This window comes from Bordetella sp., assembly GCF_051960075.1.
GTDB lineage: Bacteria > Pseudomonadota > Gammaproteobacteria > Burkholderiales > Burkholderiaceae_B > Bordetella.
The window spans coordinates 32,388-49,056 of record NZ_JBQCER010000024.1 but is presented as its reverse complement, the minus strand read 5'-3'; the positions used below and the strand labels follow the sequence as shown (position 1 = coordinate 49,056).

19 protein-coding genes are annotated in these 16,669 nt (G+C 66.1%); 11 read left to right on the top strand and 8 right to left on the bottom strand.

The features are described from left to right. Positions 1 to 324: 324 nt before the first annotated feature. On the bottom strand, positions 325 to 1,230 hold the full coding sequence (locus tag ACTHJ1_RS03190; RefSeq protein WP_440187552.1) for a LysR family transcriptional regulator: 906 nt from the start codon (positions 1,228 to 1,230) through the stop codon (positions 325 to 327). 168 nt (positions 1,231 to 1,398) lie between these two features. Between ACTHJ1_RS03190 and ACTHJ1_RS03185 the strand changes: the two genes are divergently transcribed. Continuing rightward, on the top strand, positions 1,399 to 1,806 hold the full coding sequence (locus tag ACTHJ1_RS03185) for a hypothetical protein (protein WP_440187549.1): 408 nt from the start codon (positions 1,399 to 1,401) through the stop codon (positions 1,804 to 1,806). 228 nt (positions 1,807 to 2,034) lie between these two features. Here the strand turns inward: ACTHJ1_RS03185 and ACTHJ1_RS03180 are convergent, their stop codons facing one another. Continuing rightward, positions 2,035 to 3,645, bottom strand: coding sequence for an ABC-F family ATPase (locus ACTHJ1_RS03180; protein WP_440187567.1), 1,611 nt, complete (start codon positions 3,643 to 3,645; stop codon positions 2,035 to 2,037). A 253-nt stretch (positions 3,646 to 3,898) separates the two neighbouring features. Between ACTHJ1_RS03180 and ACTHJ1_RS03175 the strand changes: the two genes are divergently transcribed. From ACTHJ1_RS03175 to ACTHJ1_RS03155, 5 genes are all read left to right on the top strand, one after another. Continuing rightward, positions 3,899 to 4,654, top strand: coding sequence for an enoyl-CoA hydratase/isomerase family protein (locus ACTHJ1_RS03175; protein WP_440187564.1), 756 nt, complete (start codon positions 3,899 to 3,901; stop codon positions 4,652 to 4,654). A gap of 158 nt (positions 4,655 to 4,812) precedes the next feature. Next, positions 4,813 to 5,241 carry a YciI family protein gene (locus tag ACTHJ1_RS03170; protein WP_440187546.1) on the top strand — a complete coding sequence of 143 codons (429 nt, stop codon included), beginning with the start codon at positions 4,813 to 4,815 and terminating at the stop codon, positions 5,239 to 5,241. A gap of 23 nt (positions 5,242 to 5,264) precedes the next feature. Continuing rightward, positions 5,265 to 6,551, top strand: a complete 1,287-nt coding sequence (locus ACTHJ1_RS03165) for an RNA polymerase sigma factor (RefSeq protein WP_440187543.1) — start codon at positions 5,265 to 5,267, stop codon at positions 6,549 to 6,551. 94 nt (positions 6,552 to 6,645) lie between these two features. Continuing rightward, positions 6,646 to 7,068 carry a VOC family protein gene (locus tag ACTHJ1_RS03160; protein ID WP_440187540.1) on the top strand — a complete coding sequence of 141 codons (423 nt, stop codon included), beginning with the start codon at positions 6,646 to 6,648 and terminating at the stop codon, positions 7,066 to 7,068. A 54-nt stretch (positions 7,069 to 7,122) separates the two neighbouring features. Beyond that, complete coding sequence (locus ACTHJ1_RS03155) at positions 7,123 to 7,461, top strand: YciI family protein (RefSeq protein WP_440187537.1); 339 nt, start codon at positions 7,123 to 7,125, stop codon at positions 7,459 to 7,461. A 36-nt stretch (positions 7,462 to 7,497) separates the two neighbouring features. Here ACTHJ1_RS03155 and ACTHJ1_RS03150 read toward each other — a convergent pair whose 3' ends face one another. The 4 genes from ACTHJ1_RS03150 to ACTHJ1_RS03135 form a co-directional block, all read right to left on the bottom strand. After that, positions 7,498 to 8,412 carry an LD-carboxypeptidase gene (locus ACTHJ1_RS03150; RefSeq protein ID WP_440187561.1) on the bottom strand — a complete coding sequence of 305 codons (915 nt, stop codon included), beginning with the start codon at positions 8,410 to 8,412 and terminating at the stop codon, positions 7,498 to 7,500. Between the two features lie 118 nt (positions 8,413 to 8,530). Next, positions 8,531 to 8,974 (bottom strand): tRNA adenosine(34) deaminase TadA, encoded by a 444-nt coding sequence (tadA, locus tag ACTHJ1_RS03145; protein ID WP_440187558.1) that lies wholly within the window; start codon positions 8,972 to 8,974, stop codon positions 8,531 to 8,533. A gap of 58 nt (positions 8,975 to 9,032) precedes the next feature. Further along, entirely contained in the window at positions 9,033 to 9,884 is an 852-nt protein-coding gene (locus ACTHJ1_RS03140) for a haloacid dehalogenase-like hydrolase (protein WP_440187535.1), read from the bottom strand. A gap of 29 nt (positions 9,885 to 9,913) precedes the next feature. Continuing rightward, the gene (locus ACTHJ1_RS03135) at positions 9,914 to 10,402 is read right to left on the bottom strand and encodes a hypothetical protein (RefSeq protein ID WP_440187532.1); all 489 of its coding nucleotides are present in this window, start codon (positions 10,400 to 10,402) and stop codon (positions 9,914 to 9,916) included. Between the two features lie 169 nt (positions 10,403 to 10,571). Between ACTHJ1_RS03135 and ACTHJ1_RS03130 the strand changes: the two genes are divergently transcribed. From ACTHJ1_RS03130 to ACTHJ1_RS03120, 3 genes are read left to right on the top strand one after another with little or no spacing between them, the layout of a single operon-like run. Further along, positions 10,572 to 12,173, top strand: coding sequence for a glycerol-3-phosphate dehydrogenase/oxidase (locus tag ACTHJ1_RS03130; protein WP_440187529.1), 1,602 nt, complete (start codon positions 10,572 to 10,574; stop codon positions 12,171 to 12,173). 24 nt (positions 12,174 to 12,197) lie between these two features. Further along, positions 12,198 to 12,680 (top strand): YbaK/prolyl-tRNA synthetase associated domain-containing protein, encoded by a 483-nt coding sequence (locus ACTHJ1_RS03125; protein ID WP_440187526.1) that lies wholly within the window; start codon positions 12,198 to 12,200, stop codon positions 12,678 to 12,680. Between the two features lie 24 nt (positions 12,681 to 12,704). Beyond that, positions 12,705 to 13,511 (top strand): NRDE family protein, encoded by an 807-nt coding sequence (locus ACTHJ1_RS03120; protein WP_440187523.1) that lies wholly within the window; start codon positions 12,705 to 12,707, stop codon positions 13,509 to 13,511. Here the strand turns inward: ACTHJ1_RS03120 and ACTHJ1_RS03115 are convergent. Further along, the gene (locus ACTHJ1_RS03115; protein ID WP_440187520.1) at positions 13,490 to 14,482 is read right to left on the bottom strand and encodes an HD domain-containing phosphohydrolase; all 993 of its coding nucleotides are present in this window, start codon (positions 14,480 to 14,482) and stop codon (positions 13,490 to 13,492) included. The genes ACTHJ1_RS03120 and ACTHJ1_RS03115 overlap by 22 nt on opposite strands. 256 nt (positions 14,483 to 14,738) lie before the next feature. Here ACTHJ1_RS03115 and queE point away from each other — a divergent pair, with 256 nt between their 5' ends. Both queE and queD read left to right on the top strand, forming a co-directional pair. Further along, positions 14,739 to 15,371, top strand: a complete 633-nt coding sequence (gene queE / locus ACTHJ1_RS03110) for a 7-carboxy-7-deazaguanine synthase (RefSeq protein WP_440187517.1) — start codon at positions 14,739 to 14,741, stop codon at positions 15,369 to 15,371. Then, positions 15,368 to 15,838: a 6-carboxytetrahydropterin synthase QueD gene (gene queD, locus ACTHJ1_RS03105; protein ID WP_440187514.1), complete on the top strand. Its 471-nt coding sequence runs from the start codon at positions 15,368 to 15,370 to the stop codon at positions 15,836 to 15,838. The genes queE and queD overlap by 4 nt, the downstream gene beginning before the upstream one ends. 88 nt (positions 15,839 to 15,926) lie before the next feature. Here the strand turns inward: queD and ypfH are convergent, their stop codons facing one another. Continuing rightward, complete coding sequence (gene ypfH / locus ACTHJ1_RS03100; protein ID WP_440187511.1) at positions 15,927 to 16,628, bottom strand: esterase; 702 nt, start codon at positions 16,626 to 16,628, stop codon at positions 15,927 to 15,929. Between the last annotated feature and the right edge of the window lie 41 nt (positions 16,629 to 16,669).

The following is a 16,669-nucleotide window of genomic DNA, read 5'->3' as shown; positions in this document are numbered from 1 at the left end:
GTTATCTCGTAGCTGCGATCGGGCGGAATCAGCACGAAGTCGCCCATGCCTGCCCATTGGCAAAGGTTATTGACCGTATATTGAATCTTGCAAGGTTCCATCCGCCCGTTTTCCGTCGCGATGAAGGTTTTTCACCTGATTGTCGACGATTCACGCCATGGTGTCGAACGACGCGTTTTGGCCGACAAGAGACCGCTATCAGACCCGATTTTGACCATATTCCCAATTGCCGTGGGAAACGATCAGTCCCTGGTCGTGGTGCGCCGTTGCATGTCTCGCCATAGACATCGAGCATATCTGTTGAAGATCCGCTCAAGCCTTTCATCATCCCTGCGTCAGCACGTCTCGTTTGGCCTCTTTGTCGAAGTAGTCGCAGACGAAGTCGACAAACGCCCTTACCTTTGGGCTGACCAATCGCTGCGACCCATGCAGCACCCAGACTTCTACCGCGGGCTCTGCCGAAAGCCCCCAGCTTACGAGTCGGCCTGACGCAAGCGCGTCGACGGCGATCGAGCGCGGGATCATTGCCGCCCCGGCTCCGGCGATCACGGCATCGCGAATCGACAGGGGTGAAGCCAGGCGCAATACCGCCTGCGGATGGAACTGCGCTTCCTGGCCGCTTGCCTCGTCGACGACATGCCATGGTGTGTCGTCGGGCGCCCCGGGACGCATGACGGCGGGAAACCTGGCCGACTGACCCGCCTGTGCAGCGGCGGGGCGCGCAAGATCGGGCGGCGCGACGAGCACCTGGCGATTGCGAAGAAAGCATCGGCCTACCAGATCGCTGTCGGGCGGGTTCACGCGCACGACGACATCGAACGCCTCGGCGACCAGGTCGACGAACCGGTCGTCCGACGACGCTTCGAGCAGAACCTCCGGGTAGGCGTCGCGGAAAGCGGCCGCGAGCGGGCCCAGACTGGTGTGGGCGAACAGCATGGGCACGCTGACCCGCAGCCGCCCGCTCGGACGGCCGAGACCGGCCTTGACGTCCTGCAGCGCTTCGGCGATCTCGCCGATTCTCGACCCGGTGCGCGCGTGCAGGACGGCGCCCTCTTCGGTTAGCCGCAAGGTGCGCGACCCGCGCTCGATCAGGCGTACGCCGAGGCTGTCTTCCAGTTCGCGTACGTGCCGGGACAGCGTGGCTTTGGGCTGGCCGCTCGCGCGGCTGGCGCGGCCGAAACCGCCGTGGACCGCAACGAGGTTGAAGTCGGCGAGAGCGAGAAGGTCCAAATAGGTTCCATATTTGAGACAAACAATCTCAATATTTTAGTCTATGCACCGATTTTGAGACGAAATAATCTTCAATCACCGGGACAAACCACCATGCCGTCTTCACTAGGCCGGCGATAACGCGATTCCGTCCAACCCGAAAACCTGCCGACCATCAAGGAACTCATCATGACCTCAACCACCAAAACCAAGCGTGTGCTGTTCATCGGCCAATCGCCCGAGACCGTCGATTTTTCGGATCCGGCGCTCCCGCCCGGTTTCGACGCCGCGAAAATCCACGCCGGCATCGCGATCGGCATGCAACTGATGGCCGACCGCGGCTGGGCCGCCGACCTATGCCTTGTGCAGCCGGACGCCTGCGCAGCCGATGCGGTAAAGCAGCGGCTCGCCGACGTGAGCTATGACGCCGTCGTCATCGGAGGCGGCCTGCGCATCCCGCCCAAGAGCCTGCTGCTCTTCGAGCAATTGGTGAACGCGGTGCACCAGGGTGCCCCCGCCGCGGCCATCGCCTTCAATACGACGCCGCAAGATACGGCAGATGCGGCGGCGCGATGGGTCGATGGGTTGCAGAACTAAATCGACCAGAGCGTCATAACGAACTCTGTGCCGCCAACCAGTCCGGCTGCCGCCTCTGCGACCGGCAATAGCGGCCTGCTCCACGTTCGAGCAACTGAACGGCGCGCAGACGGTTGCCGCGCTGCGCAACAGGCTGAAAAGCGTGGTGGTCGGGGAGGCGACGGCGCGCTCCCCTGTCGAATGAGCATCAGCCCCGGCAGCGCAACCGCCAGCAGGGCTTAGGCGCGTTTACTCCACGCCCTGGCTGGTCAGGAAGTCTTCGTAGTTGCCGCGGTAGTCGTTGATGCTGCCGTCGGCCTTGATCTCGATGACCCGGCTGGCCAGGCCGCTGACGAATTCGCGGTCGTGCGAGACGAAGAACAGCGTGCCTTCGTACTTTTCCAGCGCGAACTGCAGCGACTCGATCGATTCCATGTCCAGGTGGTTGGTAGGCTCGTCGAGCAGCATGACGTTGTGCCGGCCCAGCATCAGGCGGCCGAAGGTCATGCGGTTCTTCTCGCCGCCCGACAGCACCTTGGGCGCCTTGGGCAGGTCGTCGCCGGAGAACAGCAGGCGGCCCAGCGCCGAGCGCACGGACTGGTCGTCGTCGCCCGGCTGGCGATAGTCGTCCATCCAGTCGAACAGATTGATGTCGGTCTGCTGGAACTGATCCGACACGTCCTGCGCCATATAGCCCAGGTCGGCGTTCTCCGACCACTTGACCGTGCCTTCGGTCGGTTCCAGGTCGCCGGCCAGCAGGCGCAGCAGCGTGGTCTTGCCCACGCCGTTGGCGCCGATGATGGCGACCTTCTCGCCCGCGTCGATCATGGCCGAATAGCCCTTGAACACGAACCCCGCCTCGTCCGTGTAGCGCTTGCCCAGGTTTTCGATGGTGACCGCCAGGCGGTGCATGACCTTGGCCTGCTCGAAGCGGATGTAGGGATTCTGGCGCGACGAGGGCTTGACCTCGACCTGCTCGGCCTTGATGCGGTCGATCTGCTTCAGGCGCGAGGTGGCCTGGCGCGCCTTGGACTTGTTGGCCGAGAAGCGCCGCACGAAGTCCTGCAGATCGCTGATGCGTTCCTTGGCCTTGGCGTTGCTGGCGCTTTGGCGTTCGCGCGCCTGGGCCGAAGCCAGCATGTAGTCGTCGTAGTTGCCGGGGTAGATGCGCAGCTCGCCGAAATCCAGGTCGGCCATGTGGGTGCAGACCTGGTTGAGGAAGTGGCGGTCGTGGCTGATGATGATCATCGTGCTGCGATAGCCGTTGAGCACGTTTTCCAGCCAGCGGATGGTGTTGATGTCCAGGTTGTTGGTCGGCTCGTCCAGCAGCAGCACGTCGGGGTTGGAGAACAACGCCTGCGCCAGCAGCACCCGCAGCTTCCAGCCGGGCGCGATCTCGCGCATGAGCAGGTTGTGCTGGTCGACCGCGATCTCCAGGCCCAGCAGCAGCTCGCCGGCGCGCGCCTCGGCGGTATAGCCGTCGTATTCGGCGAACTTGGCTTCGAGGTCGGCGGCGCGCATGTAGTCGTCTTCGCTGGCCTCGGGGTTGGCGTAGATGGCGTCGCGCTCGTTCATGGCGGTCCACATCTCGGTGTGGCCCATCATCACCACGTCCAGCACGCGCACGTCTTCGAAGGCGAATTGATCCTGGCGCAGCTTGCCCAGGCGCACGCCGGGGTCGAGCGACACGTTGCCGCTGGAGGCCTCAAGATCGCCGCCGATGATCTTCATGAAGGTCGACTTGCCCGAGCCGTTGGCCCCGATCAGGCCATAGCGGTTGCCCTCGCCGAACTTGACGCTGACGTTTTCAAATAGCGGCTTGGGGCCGAACTGGATGGTGAGATTGGCAGTGGAGATCACGGAAGCGGCGTCGAAAAATGCGGGAAAACCTGGCATTTTACGTTTTTTTCTTGAAACGGCCTTTGCACCCCGGCTCGGCTCGATGCGAAACCGGCCCGAAACCCTGAAGCCGCCGCGGCCCGAAGGCCCCTGGGCAATGCCATATCCGTGTAGCGAACCTGCGTTATCCTGCCGTACCGCAAGGAGAGCCGCCGTGCCTGATTCATTTGAAACCATCGAAGTCGTCTACAGCCCGCAAACCGCCACGGTCTGGATGAATCGTCCCGACGTGCGCAACGCGCTCAGCCCTGCGCTGATCGCCGAACTGACCCGGGCCTTCGAGGCCCTGGGCAAAGACGCCGGTATCCGCGCCATTGTCCTGGCCGGGCACGGCAAGGCCTTCTGCGCCGGCGCCGACCTCAACCGCATGAAAGAAAGCGCTCAGGCGCCCGAGGCCGAGAACCGCGCCGACGCCCAGGCGCTGGCCACCCTGCTCTACACCGTGCACACCTGCCCCAAGCCGGTCATCGCCCGCATTCACGGCCCCTGCATGGCCGGCGGCCTGGGGCTGATCTCGGCTTGCGACGTGGCCGTGGCCGCGCAGCAGGCCAAGTTCGCGCTCACCGAGACGCGCCTGGGGCTGATCCCCGCCATGATCTCGCCTTATGTGCTGCGTGCCATGGGCGAGCGTGCCGCGCGCCGCTGGTTCCTCACGGGCGAGGTGATCTCCGCCGCCGAAGCCTGGCGCATGGGCCTGGTGCACGAGCTGTGCGAGGACGGCGAAATCGACCAGCGGGTGCGCCAGTTGCTCGAATCGTTCATGCTGGCCTCGCCGTCGGCTTTGGCCGAATGCAAGCGCCTGATCCGCGACGTGGCCGGCCAGCCCATCGGGGCGCCGATCATCGACGAGACCATCGCGCGGCTGGCCGCGCAGCGCGCCACCCCCGACGGCCGCGAAGGCCTGGCTTCGTTCCTGGAAAAGCGCAAACCCGCGTGGGTGGTGGAACGCGACGACGATCCGGGAGCATGATCGTTTACGCCTGACCCATCCGCCGAGCCCGGCCGGCCAGTCGCCAATGGCCACGATCGACGCCTCGGTAACTTTTTTCATCGCCTGTCGAAACGCGCCGCCGCCGTTCGACTAGGCAATAAGGGCGCCGCCCTTATTTGCCAAATCAGGAGATCGAAATGCGCGTCATGGTAATCGTGAAAGCCAGCAAGGAATCCGAAGCGGGCATCCTGCCCACCCAGGAGCTGATGCTGGAAATGGGACGTTTCAACGAGGAGCTGGCCGAGGCCGGCATACTCGAGGCGGGAGACGGCCTCAAGCCCAGTTCCCACGGCGTGCGGGTGCGCTTTTCGGGCGCGGCGCGCACGGTGATCGACGGCCCTTTCGCCGAAACCAAAGAGCTGGTGGCCGGCTTCTGGGTCTGGCGAGTCAGCAGCATCGAGGAAGCCATCGAATGGGTGCGCCGCTGCCCCAACCCGATGCCCGGCGATTCCGAGATGGAGATACGCCCCTTCTATGAAATGGAAGACTTCGGCGACGCCCTCACGGACGAAGCGCGCACCCTGCACGAGGAAGCCTTTGCCTGTGCCCAGCCCCGGAAAAGCTGACCGGCGCAGCGTCGGACTCGGCCGTGTCTGACACGGCCAAGCCCGGCGCGGCCCCCGATCGCGACAGCCTGGCCTCGCTGGAGGCCGTTTACCGCCGCGACGGTCGGCGTGTCTTCGCAACGCTGGTGCGGCTGCTGGGCAGCCTCGATCTGGCCGAGGAAGCCGAGCACGATGCCTTCCTGGCTGCGGCCGAGCAGTGGCCGCGCGACGGCGTGCCGGCCAACCCGGTCGCCTGGCTGGTCTCGGCCGGCCGATTCAAGGCCATCGACCGCCTGCGCCGCGACGCGCGCTTCGTCAGCGGGGAAGACCACGCCGAGTTCATCGAATCGGTGCCCGACCCGGCGCCCAACTGGGATGAGCGCGAGGCGATCGAGGACGACCGCCTGCGGCTCATCTTCACCTGCTGCCATCCCAGCCTGTCGGAAGAAGCCTGCATCGCCTTGACCCTGCGCGAGGTGTGCGGCCTGGCGACGGAAGAAATCGCGCGCGCCTTTCTGATACCGCCCTCGACCCTGGCGCAGCGCATCGTGCGCGCCAAGGCCAAGATCCGCGATGCGCGCATCCCCTACGAAGTGCCGCAACCGGACCAACTCGCCGAGCGCCTGGACAGCGTGCTGCGCGTGCTCTATCTCGTCTTCAACGAAGGCTATTCGGCCAGCAGCGGCGAGCGCGCGCTGCGCCTGGACCTGGCCGCGGAAGCCATTCGACTGGGCTGGCTGCTGGTGCGGCTCTGCCCCGACACGGAAGTGCGCGGCCTGCTGGCGCTGATGCTGCTGCATCACGCCCGGCGCGACGCGCGCGTGGACGCCGACGGCGAACTGGTGCCGCTGGAAGCGCAGGATCGCCGGCGCTGGGACGCGGCCGAACTGGGCGTGGGCCGCGCCATGGCGCTGGACGCCGTGCGCGGCGAGGGCTACGGCGCTTATACGCTGCAGGCCGCCATCGTGGCCGTGCATTCGGACGCCGCCACGGCGGCTGACACCGATTGGGCACTGATCACGGGCCTGTACGAACGCCTGCTGCAATTCGAACCGACGCCGGTGGTGCGGCTCAATCACGCCGTTGCGCTCGCCATGCGCGACGGCCCCGAGGCCGGCCTGGCCCTGGTCGCCCCGATGCTCACGCAGGCCCCCTTGGCGACCTACCACCTGACCCATGCCGCCCATGCCGATCTGTGCCGGCGCGCCGGACGCGCAAGCGAGGCGCGCGCCTCCTATGAGCGCGCGCTGGCCCTGGCGCAGCAGGAACCCGAGCGCCGCTTCCTGCAGCGACGGCTCGACGAATTACCCGACGCGGCGGCGGGCGACTAAAAATTTTTTGCTCCGCGTGTCGAAAACACCGGAACCCGTTCGACTAGAAGAGGCAGTAGCAAGACTCCCTGAACCCTACCGACTGGACACAACAATGAGCAATCCGATCCCCTACCTGTCTTTCAATGGACAATGCGCCGAGGCCATGCATTTTTATGAGCGCGCCCTGGACGGGCGCATCGGCGCCATGATGCGCATGGGCGACGCTCCCGCGCCGCACCAGGTCCCGCCCGAAGCGGCCGATCTGATCATGTATGCCGACCTCGTCCTGCCCGACGGCGGCCACCTCTATGCCGGCGACTGCCCGCCCGGCATGCCCTATCAGGGCATCCAGGGCGTCGCGCTGGCGATGAACTTCTCGAGCACGGCGCAGGCCCGCAGGGTGTTCGACGCATTGTCGGAAAACGGCCAGGTGATCATGGCGCCGCAGGCGACCTTCTGGGCCAAGGAATTCTCGATGTGCGTCGACCGCTTCGGCACGACCTGGTCGCTCAACGGCGAGCGCCTGGACGCTTGACCGTGCGGCGGCGGCCCCGCAGGATCGCCGCCCGCCACAACACTAGGAGGCTTTATGAAATACCTGTGCCTGGTCTATCTCGAAGAGGAGAACTGGAGCGCCTGCCCGGACGAAGTCTGCTTCGCTTACGGCGAGCAGTTGCGCGAAAGCCTGCATTTGCTCGCCGCCGAGCCGCTGCATCCGGTCAGCCGCGCCACGACGGTGCGCGTGCGCAACGGCCAGACCTCGCTCTTCGACGGTCCCTTTGCCGAAACCAAGGAGCAGCTCGCGGGCTTTTACCTGGTCGATGCCAAGGACCTGAACGAGGCCATTCAGATCGCGGCGGGGATACCCCCGGCGCGCTACGGCAGCATCGAGGTGCGACCCGTGCGGGAGCTGGCGATAGCGCGGTAGGCACGCGGCGTTCGGGGTCGGCCCCGAACGCTCGGTTCAATGCACGTGCTCGTCGAGCACCAGGTGGGCCATGCCTTTTTCGGTGGCGATGCCCACCTTCTGGCCGATGGGCAGCGTGGCCTTGGTGCGCACATGGCCATAAGGCAGGCCCGTGACGACCGGTATCTTGACGGTTTTGCGCAGCCATTTGACGACCTCGGGCATGTCGTAGCCCGCATCGTGCGCGGCCAGGCGGTAGTCGCTGAAATGGCCCAGCACGATGGCCTTTTGGTGTTCGAGCACGCCGGCCTGACAGAGCTGGGCCAGCATGCGCTCGACCCGGTAAGGGTGCTCGCCCACGTCTTCCAGAAAGAGAATGCCCTTCTTGATCTTGGGCAGATAGGGCGTGCCCAGAAGCGATGCCACCATGGCCAGGTTGCCGCCCCACAAGATGCCGCGCGCATCCACCGCGTCGGCGTCCGACGTCTCGAAGCTGAGGATCTCGAGCTCGCCGCGCATGAGTTCGCCGAACAGGGCCACGGTGAGCTCGTCGGGCTTGGGCGCGCCGAAGTCGGCCGCGGCGCAGGGGCCGGTGTAGCTGACCGCGCCCGTGCGCGCCAGCAGCGCCAGATTGAAAGCCGTGAAATCGCTCAGGCCCACGAAGCGCTTGCCGCTGTCGGCCATGGCCTTCCAGTCGATCAGGGGCAGCAGGCGCGACAGGCCGTAGCCGCCGCGCGTGGCCATGACGATGGGATGCTTTTGCTTGATGGCGCGTTGCAGGCCGGCCAGCCGCTGTGTGTCGGTGCCCGCGAAACGCTGGTGCACGGCCTTCGCAGCGCGGTCGATGGCGGCCGCGAAGCCCTCGGCTGCGAGACGTTTGCAGGCCAGGTCCAGTGCCTCGGGATTGTGCACCGCCGACGACGGCGAGATCAGGTAGACGCCACTTGCCGGGGCCGGCTCGTGACGATGCATGTGTTCGTCGTCGTGGTTATGCGCGTCGCCGGTGTGTTCGCACGCGTCGTCGCACAGATGCCCGGCTTCGCCATGTTCGGCCCGTGCGTTCTTGTTCTGCTTTTTCTTGTTCATTGCTTCAGGTTTCCTTGCGCCGGCGCTCGCGGAAGAATTCGCGCAGGAGACCGCCGCACGATTCGGCCATGACGCCGCCGCATACGGTGGTGTGGTGATTGATTTTATCGACTGCGCCGACGTCCAGCACGCTGCCGCAGGCGCCGGTCTTGGGATCGGCGGCGCCGAAGACCACCCGTGCCAGCCGCGCGTGCATCATGGCGCCCATGCACATCACGCAGGGCTCCAGCGTGACGTAGAGCGACAGGCCGGGCAAGCGGTAGTTGGCGAGCCGCGCGGCCGCTGCGCGCAGCGCGACGATCTCGGCATGCGCGGTGGGGTCGCTGTCGGTGATGGTGCGGTTGTAGCCCGCGCCCAGCACGGCGCCGGCCGCGTCGACCACGACGGCGCCCACGGGCACCTCGCCTGCGGTCGCGGCCAGCCTGGCCTGATCCAGGGCCAGCGCCATCATGCGCTCGTCCAGGTCGGCCGGCGCGATGGCGGGCAGGCCCGCCTCGGCCGCCGGGTCAGCCACGATAGGCCCGCGCGTTCAACGTGATGCCGTTGGCCAGGCTGGTCACGGCCACTTCCAGCAGCTGATACAGCTCGGCGTTGTCGTCGTAGCGCGCCTGATTGAGGTTGGACACCCGCCCTTCTTCGATGAAGCCCCAGGCGCGGCTGCGCTTGTCTTTGTGGCGGGGATCCCAGACGCCGAAGGCATAGCCGCCCTGCCCCTTGATGAGCGAAAAACACGGGATGTCGGTGTAGCCGTCGCCCACGAACACCATTTGCCTGAGCGGCACGCGCAAGCGGTCGGCGGGAACTTTGCGGTTGACCTCGAAGGGCTTGCCGCGGAACTCGGCGCCGATAATGCCTTTCTGGATCTGGAAGATGTAGCGCGTCTTGTCGGTGAAGCTGACCAGGCGGCGCGGAAACGCGATGCCGCCGTCTTCGCCATAGGCGAATTCGGAGGCCCAGATATCGGTGAATTCGTGCGCAATGGGGGTATTGCGCACCACGTCGCCGATGCCGCTGGAGATGAGATAGAACTCCAGCTGCACCTTGGGGTGCGTAGCCCGCACCGCATCGCGCAGGCGCGGGAACAGCGTGGTCACGCCGTCATGCAGGGGCAGCCGCCGGCCCCAGTCGCGCAGCTTTTGCTGCGTGATCGGTCCGCCGTGCGCGCCCGCGCGCGACAGCTCGATCATGCGGTAAAGATAAGCGGGAACCGGATCCCAGTCTTGGTCCGACAGCAGCGGGCCGACCGATTCTTTCCAGAAGGCCGCCGTGTCCACGCCCAGGCTTTCGAGAAAACCGGTCGTGCTGTCGGGCGCCAGCGTATCGTCGAAATCGAAAACCAGGGCGATGACGTCGGACATGAAGAGACTGGGTGGATTGCGAGGGTCGGCTATTGCTGCTGAGCCGGCGGCGCCGCAGGAATCGGTACGGGCGAATAGTCGGTCTGGCCCGGCTGCACGGGAACCTGATATTCGTACATGCGCAGCACGCCGCCGCCGCCCACGCTGCCTTCGGTCCGCGACGGATCCTGCATCAGCGCCATGCAGTTCTTGCGCTGATCTGCCGGCACGAGCTTGCAGCGATCGAGCGCGTTCTGGCTGTAGTTCTGGTTGACGCCGGGCTGGTTGTCCAGGCCGCCTTGCATGGCCTGCTGGCGCGCAGCGCCGGCCTCTTTGAGACAAGTCGCCGGGTCTTCGTTGGTTTGGCCGGATTTGCAGCGTGCCACTTCGCGCTGGTATTGCGCATTGATGGCGGCCTGCTGGGACGGGCTGACGCCGGACGCAGAAGCGGCCAAGGCGACCGGTGCAGCCAAGGCAAACACGGATGCGCCCCCGAGGACCAGGGCCACGCGCCGTGACAGGACGAGAGGATTCTGCATGACATACCTCCTTCTTGGAACGGACGCTCGCGAAAGCGGCGCCTCAGAGCAGATTGTGGCACGATTGCATGACTGCACTCGTACGATACATTGCAGCATATTTCATCGTATTTTTCGATTTTGCAAAAATGCCCCGCTGGTTCGCCAGCCCCCACGAACGCCCACGAACATGACCCTGCCCGATTCTTCCACGCACACCCCGGATCGATCCCGCCTGCTGTCCTCGCTTGCGCAAACGCACTGGGACGTGGTGGTCATCGGCGGCGGGGCCACCGGCCTGGGCACGGCGGTGGACGCGGCCTCGCGCGGCTTTCGCACGCTGCTGATCGAGGCGGCCGACTTCGCCAAGGGCACGTCCAGCCGCGCCACCAAGCTGGTGCATGGCGGCGTGCGATACCTGGCCCAGGGCAATATTTCGCTGGTGCGCGAAGCGTTGCGAGAACGCGGCCTGCTCCATCGCAACGCGCCGCATCTGGCCTGGCCGCTGGGCTTCGTGGTGCCGGCCTACCGTCTGGTCGATCAGCCCTTTTACGGCATCGGCCTGAAAATCTACGATTTGCTCGCAGGCCGGCTCAATCTCAAGCCCAGCCGCTGGCTGTCGCGCGACCAGGCGCTGGCGCACGCGCCTACCCTTGCCCCGCAGATGGGCGGCCGCGCGCTGCGCGGCGGCATCCTGTACTACGACGGCCAGTTCGACGATGCGCGACTGGCCATCGCGCTGATGCGCACGCTGCAGGATCAAGGCGGCACGGCGGTCAACTATGTGCGCGCGAGCGGACTGGTCCATGAAGACGGTCGCATCGCCGGCGTCGAACTGCAAGACGCGGAAAGCGGCGCCGAACTGGGCGCGGTCAAGGCGCGCTGCGTCGTCAACGCCGCAGGCGTCTGGGTCGACGCGGTGCGCCGCATGGACGAGCCCGACGCGCCCGGCATGGTGGCGCCCAGCCAGGGCGTGCATCTGACGCTGCCGCGCGACTTCCTGCCGGGCGACGAAGCCATACTCATCCCCAAGACCGACGACGGCCGAGTGCTGTTCGTGGTGCCCTGGAACGGCCACACCCTGGTCGGCACCACCGACGCGCCGCGCGGCGACCTGCCGCTCGAGCCCAAGGCCTCGGATGCCGATGTGGATTTCATCCTGAACACGGCCGCGCGCTACCTGAGCCGCGCGCCCACCCGTTCCGACGTCACCAGCATCTGGGCCGGCCTGCGGCCGCTGGTCAAGCACACGGGCGACGCGGCCACCAAGACGCTGTCGCGCGAGCACACCATCCTGGTCTCGCGCGCCGGCCTGGTCACGGTAACGGGCGGCAAGTGGACGACCTACCGCCGCATGGCGCAGGACGTGCTCGACACCGCAATCGAAAAACATCTGTTGACGGCCGCGGCCTGCCGCACCGAATCGCTGCCGCTGCACGGCGCGCCGAGCGATCCGTCCAAACTGCCGGCCAAGTCCGGCACGCCCGACAGCTATTACGGCACCGACCTGCCCGCCCTGCGCGCGCTGCCCGGCACCGAGCACATGCTGGTCGCCGCCAGCGGCCTCACCGAAGCCCACGTACGCTATGCCGCGCGCTTCGAGCATGCGCGCGCCGTCGAAGACGTGCTGGCGCGCCGCAACCGCGCCTTGTTCCTCGATGCCCGCGCCGCATTGGCCGCCGCGCCCGAGGTGGCGCGCATTCTGGCCGACGAGCTGGGATGCGACGAGGCCTGGAAGGCGCGCACCCTGAGCGACTTCGACGCCGTTGCGCGGCAATACCTGCCGGCCTGACGCCACCCGCACGAACACGAATCCATGAGCACCTACGACAAGCTGCAAGCGCTGCTGCAAGACCACCAGATCGACTACAAGCTGGTGCATCACACCGCCGCCGGCAAATCCGAAGAAGTGGCCGCCATCCGCGGCACCGAGGTCAGCCAGGGCGCCAAGGCCCTGGTATGCCGCGTGAAGATCACCTCCAACACGCGCAAGCACGTGCTGGCGGTGTTCCCCGCCGATCGCCAGGCCGACCTGGACGCGGTGGCCGCAGCCGTGGGCGGCAAGAAGGCCTCGCTGGTGCCGCACGACCTGGCGCGCGAACTCACCGGCTGCGAGATCGGCGCCATACCGCCCTTCACGTTCAATCCCGAACTGCAACTGGTGGTGGACCCCACGCTGCGCACCCGGCACGACGAAATCGCGTTCAACGCCGGCCGGCTCGACGCCTCCATCGTGATGCGCACCGACGATTACTTTCGCGTGGCGGTGCCCGAGCAGGCCGTGATCATCAAGCCCTGAACTCGCGGCTTCGCCTTCAAAACCATGTGCCTCGCCGTATTTGCCCTGCGCTCGATTCCCGGTGTGCCGGTGCTGGTCGCCGCCAACCGCGACGAATTCCATGCGCGCCCTGCCGCGCCGGCCGCGCGCTGGCCGGGAGAACCGGCGATCCACGCCGGACGCGATCTGCGGGCCGGCGGCACCTGGATGGGCGCCACGCAGGGCAACCGCTTTGCCCTGGTGACCAATTACCGCGAACCCGGCCGCAATCGCGCCGACGCGCCGTCGCGCGGCGCCTTGGTCGAGGCCTGGTTGCGCAGCGCGGACACGGCCGAAGACTACCTTACACGGCTGCATGCCGAGGGCGAGCGCTACAACGGCTTCAATCTGATCGTGGGCGACGCCAGCCGCGCCTGGTATTACGGCAACCGGGGCGATGCGCCGCGAGAATTGCCGGCGGGCATCTACGGCCTGTCCAATCATCTGCTCGACACACCCTGGCCCAAGCTTGCGCGGGTGCGCCAGGCGTTCGAGTGCCTGATCGCGCAAGCCGATCCCGGCCTGCCTGCAATGGACGCGCTCTATGCCATGCTGTACGACCGCGCGACCGCCGCCGATGCCGAACTGCCCCGCACCGGGCTTTCCCTGGAACGCGAACGCATGCTCGGCAGCCCCTTCATCGTCAGCCCCGATTACGGTACGCGCGCGTCAACGGTGCTGGCCTTGCGTGACGAAGGCGGCGGAGCGCTGCACGAGCGCCGCTACGACCCGCAAGGGCAGGCGGCGGGCGACAGCGATCTGTCGTGGGGCCGCTGGGCGGATCGGTACGTTCAATCGGCCCAGCGCCGCTGAATCTGCAGCAGCTCGGGTATCAAGGTGGCGAAGTGTTCGACCAGCTCGGGGTCGAAATGGCGGCCCGCCTGGGTTTGGATGTGATCCAGCGCCTGGGAGGGAGACCACGGCTCTTTGTACGGCCGGCGCGAAGTCAGCGCATCGAACACGTCGGCGATGGCGACGATGCGCGCCTCGACGGGAATCTCCTTGCCCTTCAAGCCGTTCGGGTAGCCGCTGCCGTCCCACTTCTCGTGATGGCACAGCGCAATGGTGCATGCCATGCGCAAGATGCCCGAAGCGTGTTCGCCGATGATCTCGGCCCCGATCTCGGGATGGCGGCGCATGACGGTCCATTCGTCGACATCGAGCGGACCGGGCTTGCGCAGCACGGCGTCGGGAATGCCGATCTTGCCCACATCGTGCATAGGCGCAGCATTGAGCAGGTCTTCCGCCCATGCCGCGTCGAAACCCGCTTGCAGCGCGAGCCGCTGCGAGTAATAGCTCATGCGGATGACATGCATGCCCGTTTCGTTGTCTTTGTATTCGGCCGCGCGCCCCAGGCGCTGCACGATCTGCAGACGCGTCTCGCGCAGCTCGTCCATATGGACCAGCGACAGATGCGTGCGCACGCGGGCGCAGACCACGGGCGCGCTGATGGGCTTGGTGATGTAGTCCACCGCGCCAAGGCTCAGGCCGTAGGCCTCGTCGTCGCTGTCGGTGAGCGCGGTGATGAAGATGACCGGGATCTGCGCCGTGGCCGGATCGGCCTTGAGCGCGGCGCACACGGCATGGCCGTCCATCTGCGGCATCATCACGTCGAGCAGCACCAGATCGGGAAGCTGTTCGCGCGCGATGGTCAGGGCCCGTTCTCCGCTGCTGGCGAAAAACAGGCGGTAATCGGCTTGCAGCACGTAACGCAGCACTTGCAGATTGTTGGGCTCATCGTCGACAACGAGCAGACGGGGACGATTGTCGGGTGCGTCGATCATTTGCGGAATTCCTGGGGAGGATTTGAGTTTCCCTCCTTGGTTGCCTGCAATTATCGGCCGAATTTATTGAAACTTCTGCTCACAAGATTGACGGACTGGACCGGAAACCGCCGCATCCGCCCGTCGCGGGCAGGCCGCGACGCGGCCGGTTAAAATGGCAGGTTGACTTTTGCGCCAGCCGCGCCGAGCCGACTCCGTACAGATCACCCGCGAATCACGCAGGGATCACGCACAGACAGGCCCGCGCCGTTTTTTTATGACTTATTCCGTCAAAGAACTCTTCAAGACACTGCAAGGCGAATGCGCCCAGGCCGGGCGCGCGTCGGTATTCTGCCGCTTTGCCGGCTGCAACCTATGGAGCGGCCGCGAAAGCGACCGGGCGCAAGCCGTCTGCACTTTCTGCGATACCGATTTCGTCGGCACCGACGGCGAGGGCGGCGGCAAGTTTGCCGAGCCCCAGGCGCTGGCCGCCGCGATTGCCGCCTGCTGGGGCGAAGGCACCGAGAACCGCTATGTCGTTTTCACCGGCGGCGAGCCGCTGCTGCAGCTCGACGACGCGCTGATCGCCGCCGTGCACGCGCAGGGCTTCACCATCGCGATCGAGACCAACGGCACTCTCGTGCCGCCCGCGGGCATCGACTGGATCTGCGTCAGCCCCAAGGGCACCTCGCAGGTGGTGGTGACGCGCGGCAACGAACTCAAGCTGGTCTATCCGCAGCTCGAGGCCCTGCCCGAGCGCTACGCGCACCTGGACTTCGAACATTTCTTCCTGCAGCCCATGGATGGCCCTGCGCGGGTAGCCAATACCGAGCGCATCGTGCGCTACTGCCTGCAGCACCCGCAATGGCGGTTGAGTCTGCAAACCCATAAATACATAGGCATCCCATGAATCACGCCACTGCCTCGAGTCCGGCCGTGTCCGTCACCCGCAAGCTGGAATTCGATGCGGGACACCGCATTCCCGATCACCGCAGCCAATGCCGCAACCTGCACGGCCACCGCTACGTGCTCGAAGTCACGCTCTCCGGCGATATCGTCAATGCGCCGGGCGCGTCCGACAACGGCATGTTGATGGACTTCACCGAGATCAAGGCCATTGCCCAGGCGCACATCGTCGACGTCTGGGATCACGCCTTTCTGGTGTACGACGGCGACGTGGCGGTGCGCGATTTTCTGGAATCGCTGCCCAGCCACAAAACCGTGGTGCTGGACCGCATTCCTACTGTCGAGAACCTGGCGGCCATCGCTTTCGAGACTCTGGCGCCGCACTACCGGGGCCACTATGGCAACCATCTGCGCCTGACCCGGGTGCGTCTGTACGAAACGCCCAATTGCTGGGCCGATTGCCAAGGCTAGGCGCCGCGCTTCCCCATGCGGCGCCCTACGTATGCCGCGCGCTGCCTGGTCGCGTCTTTGCCCTGAGCCGCCCCCGGGCGACGACAACTCAATGCACCGTCGCGTCCGGCGGCGGCGCCTGGTCGTGACCCATGGCCGCCTCCCAGCTGCGCAAGGGCACGCAGGTCTGAAGGCGCTCGATGGCGCGCTTGATCAGCGCCGGATGCAATTCATGGCCCACATGCGAGGCGACGTCGATGGTCGAATCGCCTTGCAGCTGCCCCAAGCGGTGCTGCGCAGCCATGGCATGATTGACGGTGATCACGGCGTCGTCGGCGCCATGCAGCAGGTGGATGGTCGTGTATTGCGGCGCCTTGTCCGGCAAGGTCGCATAGCGGCCCGAAAACGCCAGCACGCGGCCGGCCAGCGCTTCGTCGGCCTGCACCGCTTCGAGCGCCATGATGGCGCCCTGCGAAAAGCCCGCCAGCGCCGTGTGGCCCGCCTTGATCTTGAGCCGCCGCTGCGCGGCGCGTACATAATCGTTCAATGCCGGCAAGGCCTGCGCCACGCGTTCGGCGCGGTTGTCGTCGCCCACGCCGCGCGTCGAGAACCACTGCCGGCCCGGGCCGCCGCTGTCGTAGGCGTGAAAGCCTTCCGGGATCAGCACTACCGAGCCGGGAAACGCCACGCGCAGGGCCAGCCCCAGCGCTTCGAGATTGTCGGGACTGCCGCCCACGCCGTGCAGCAGCACGAAAAGCTGCATGACCTCGATGTCGGGATTGGGGTGGAACTCGATGGAAGATGAAGCCATGCGCGAGGCGCTCCGCGAAATACGATGCGCCGACGCGGCGC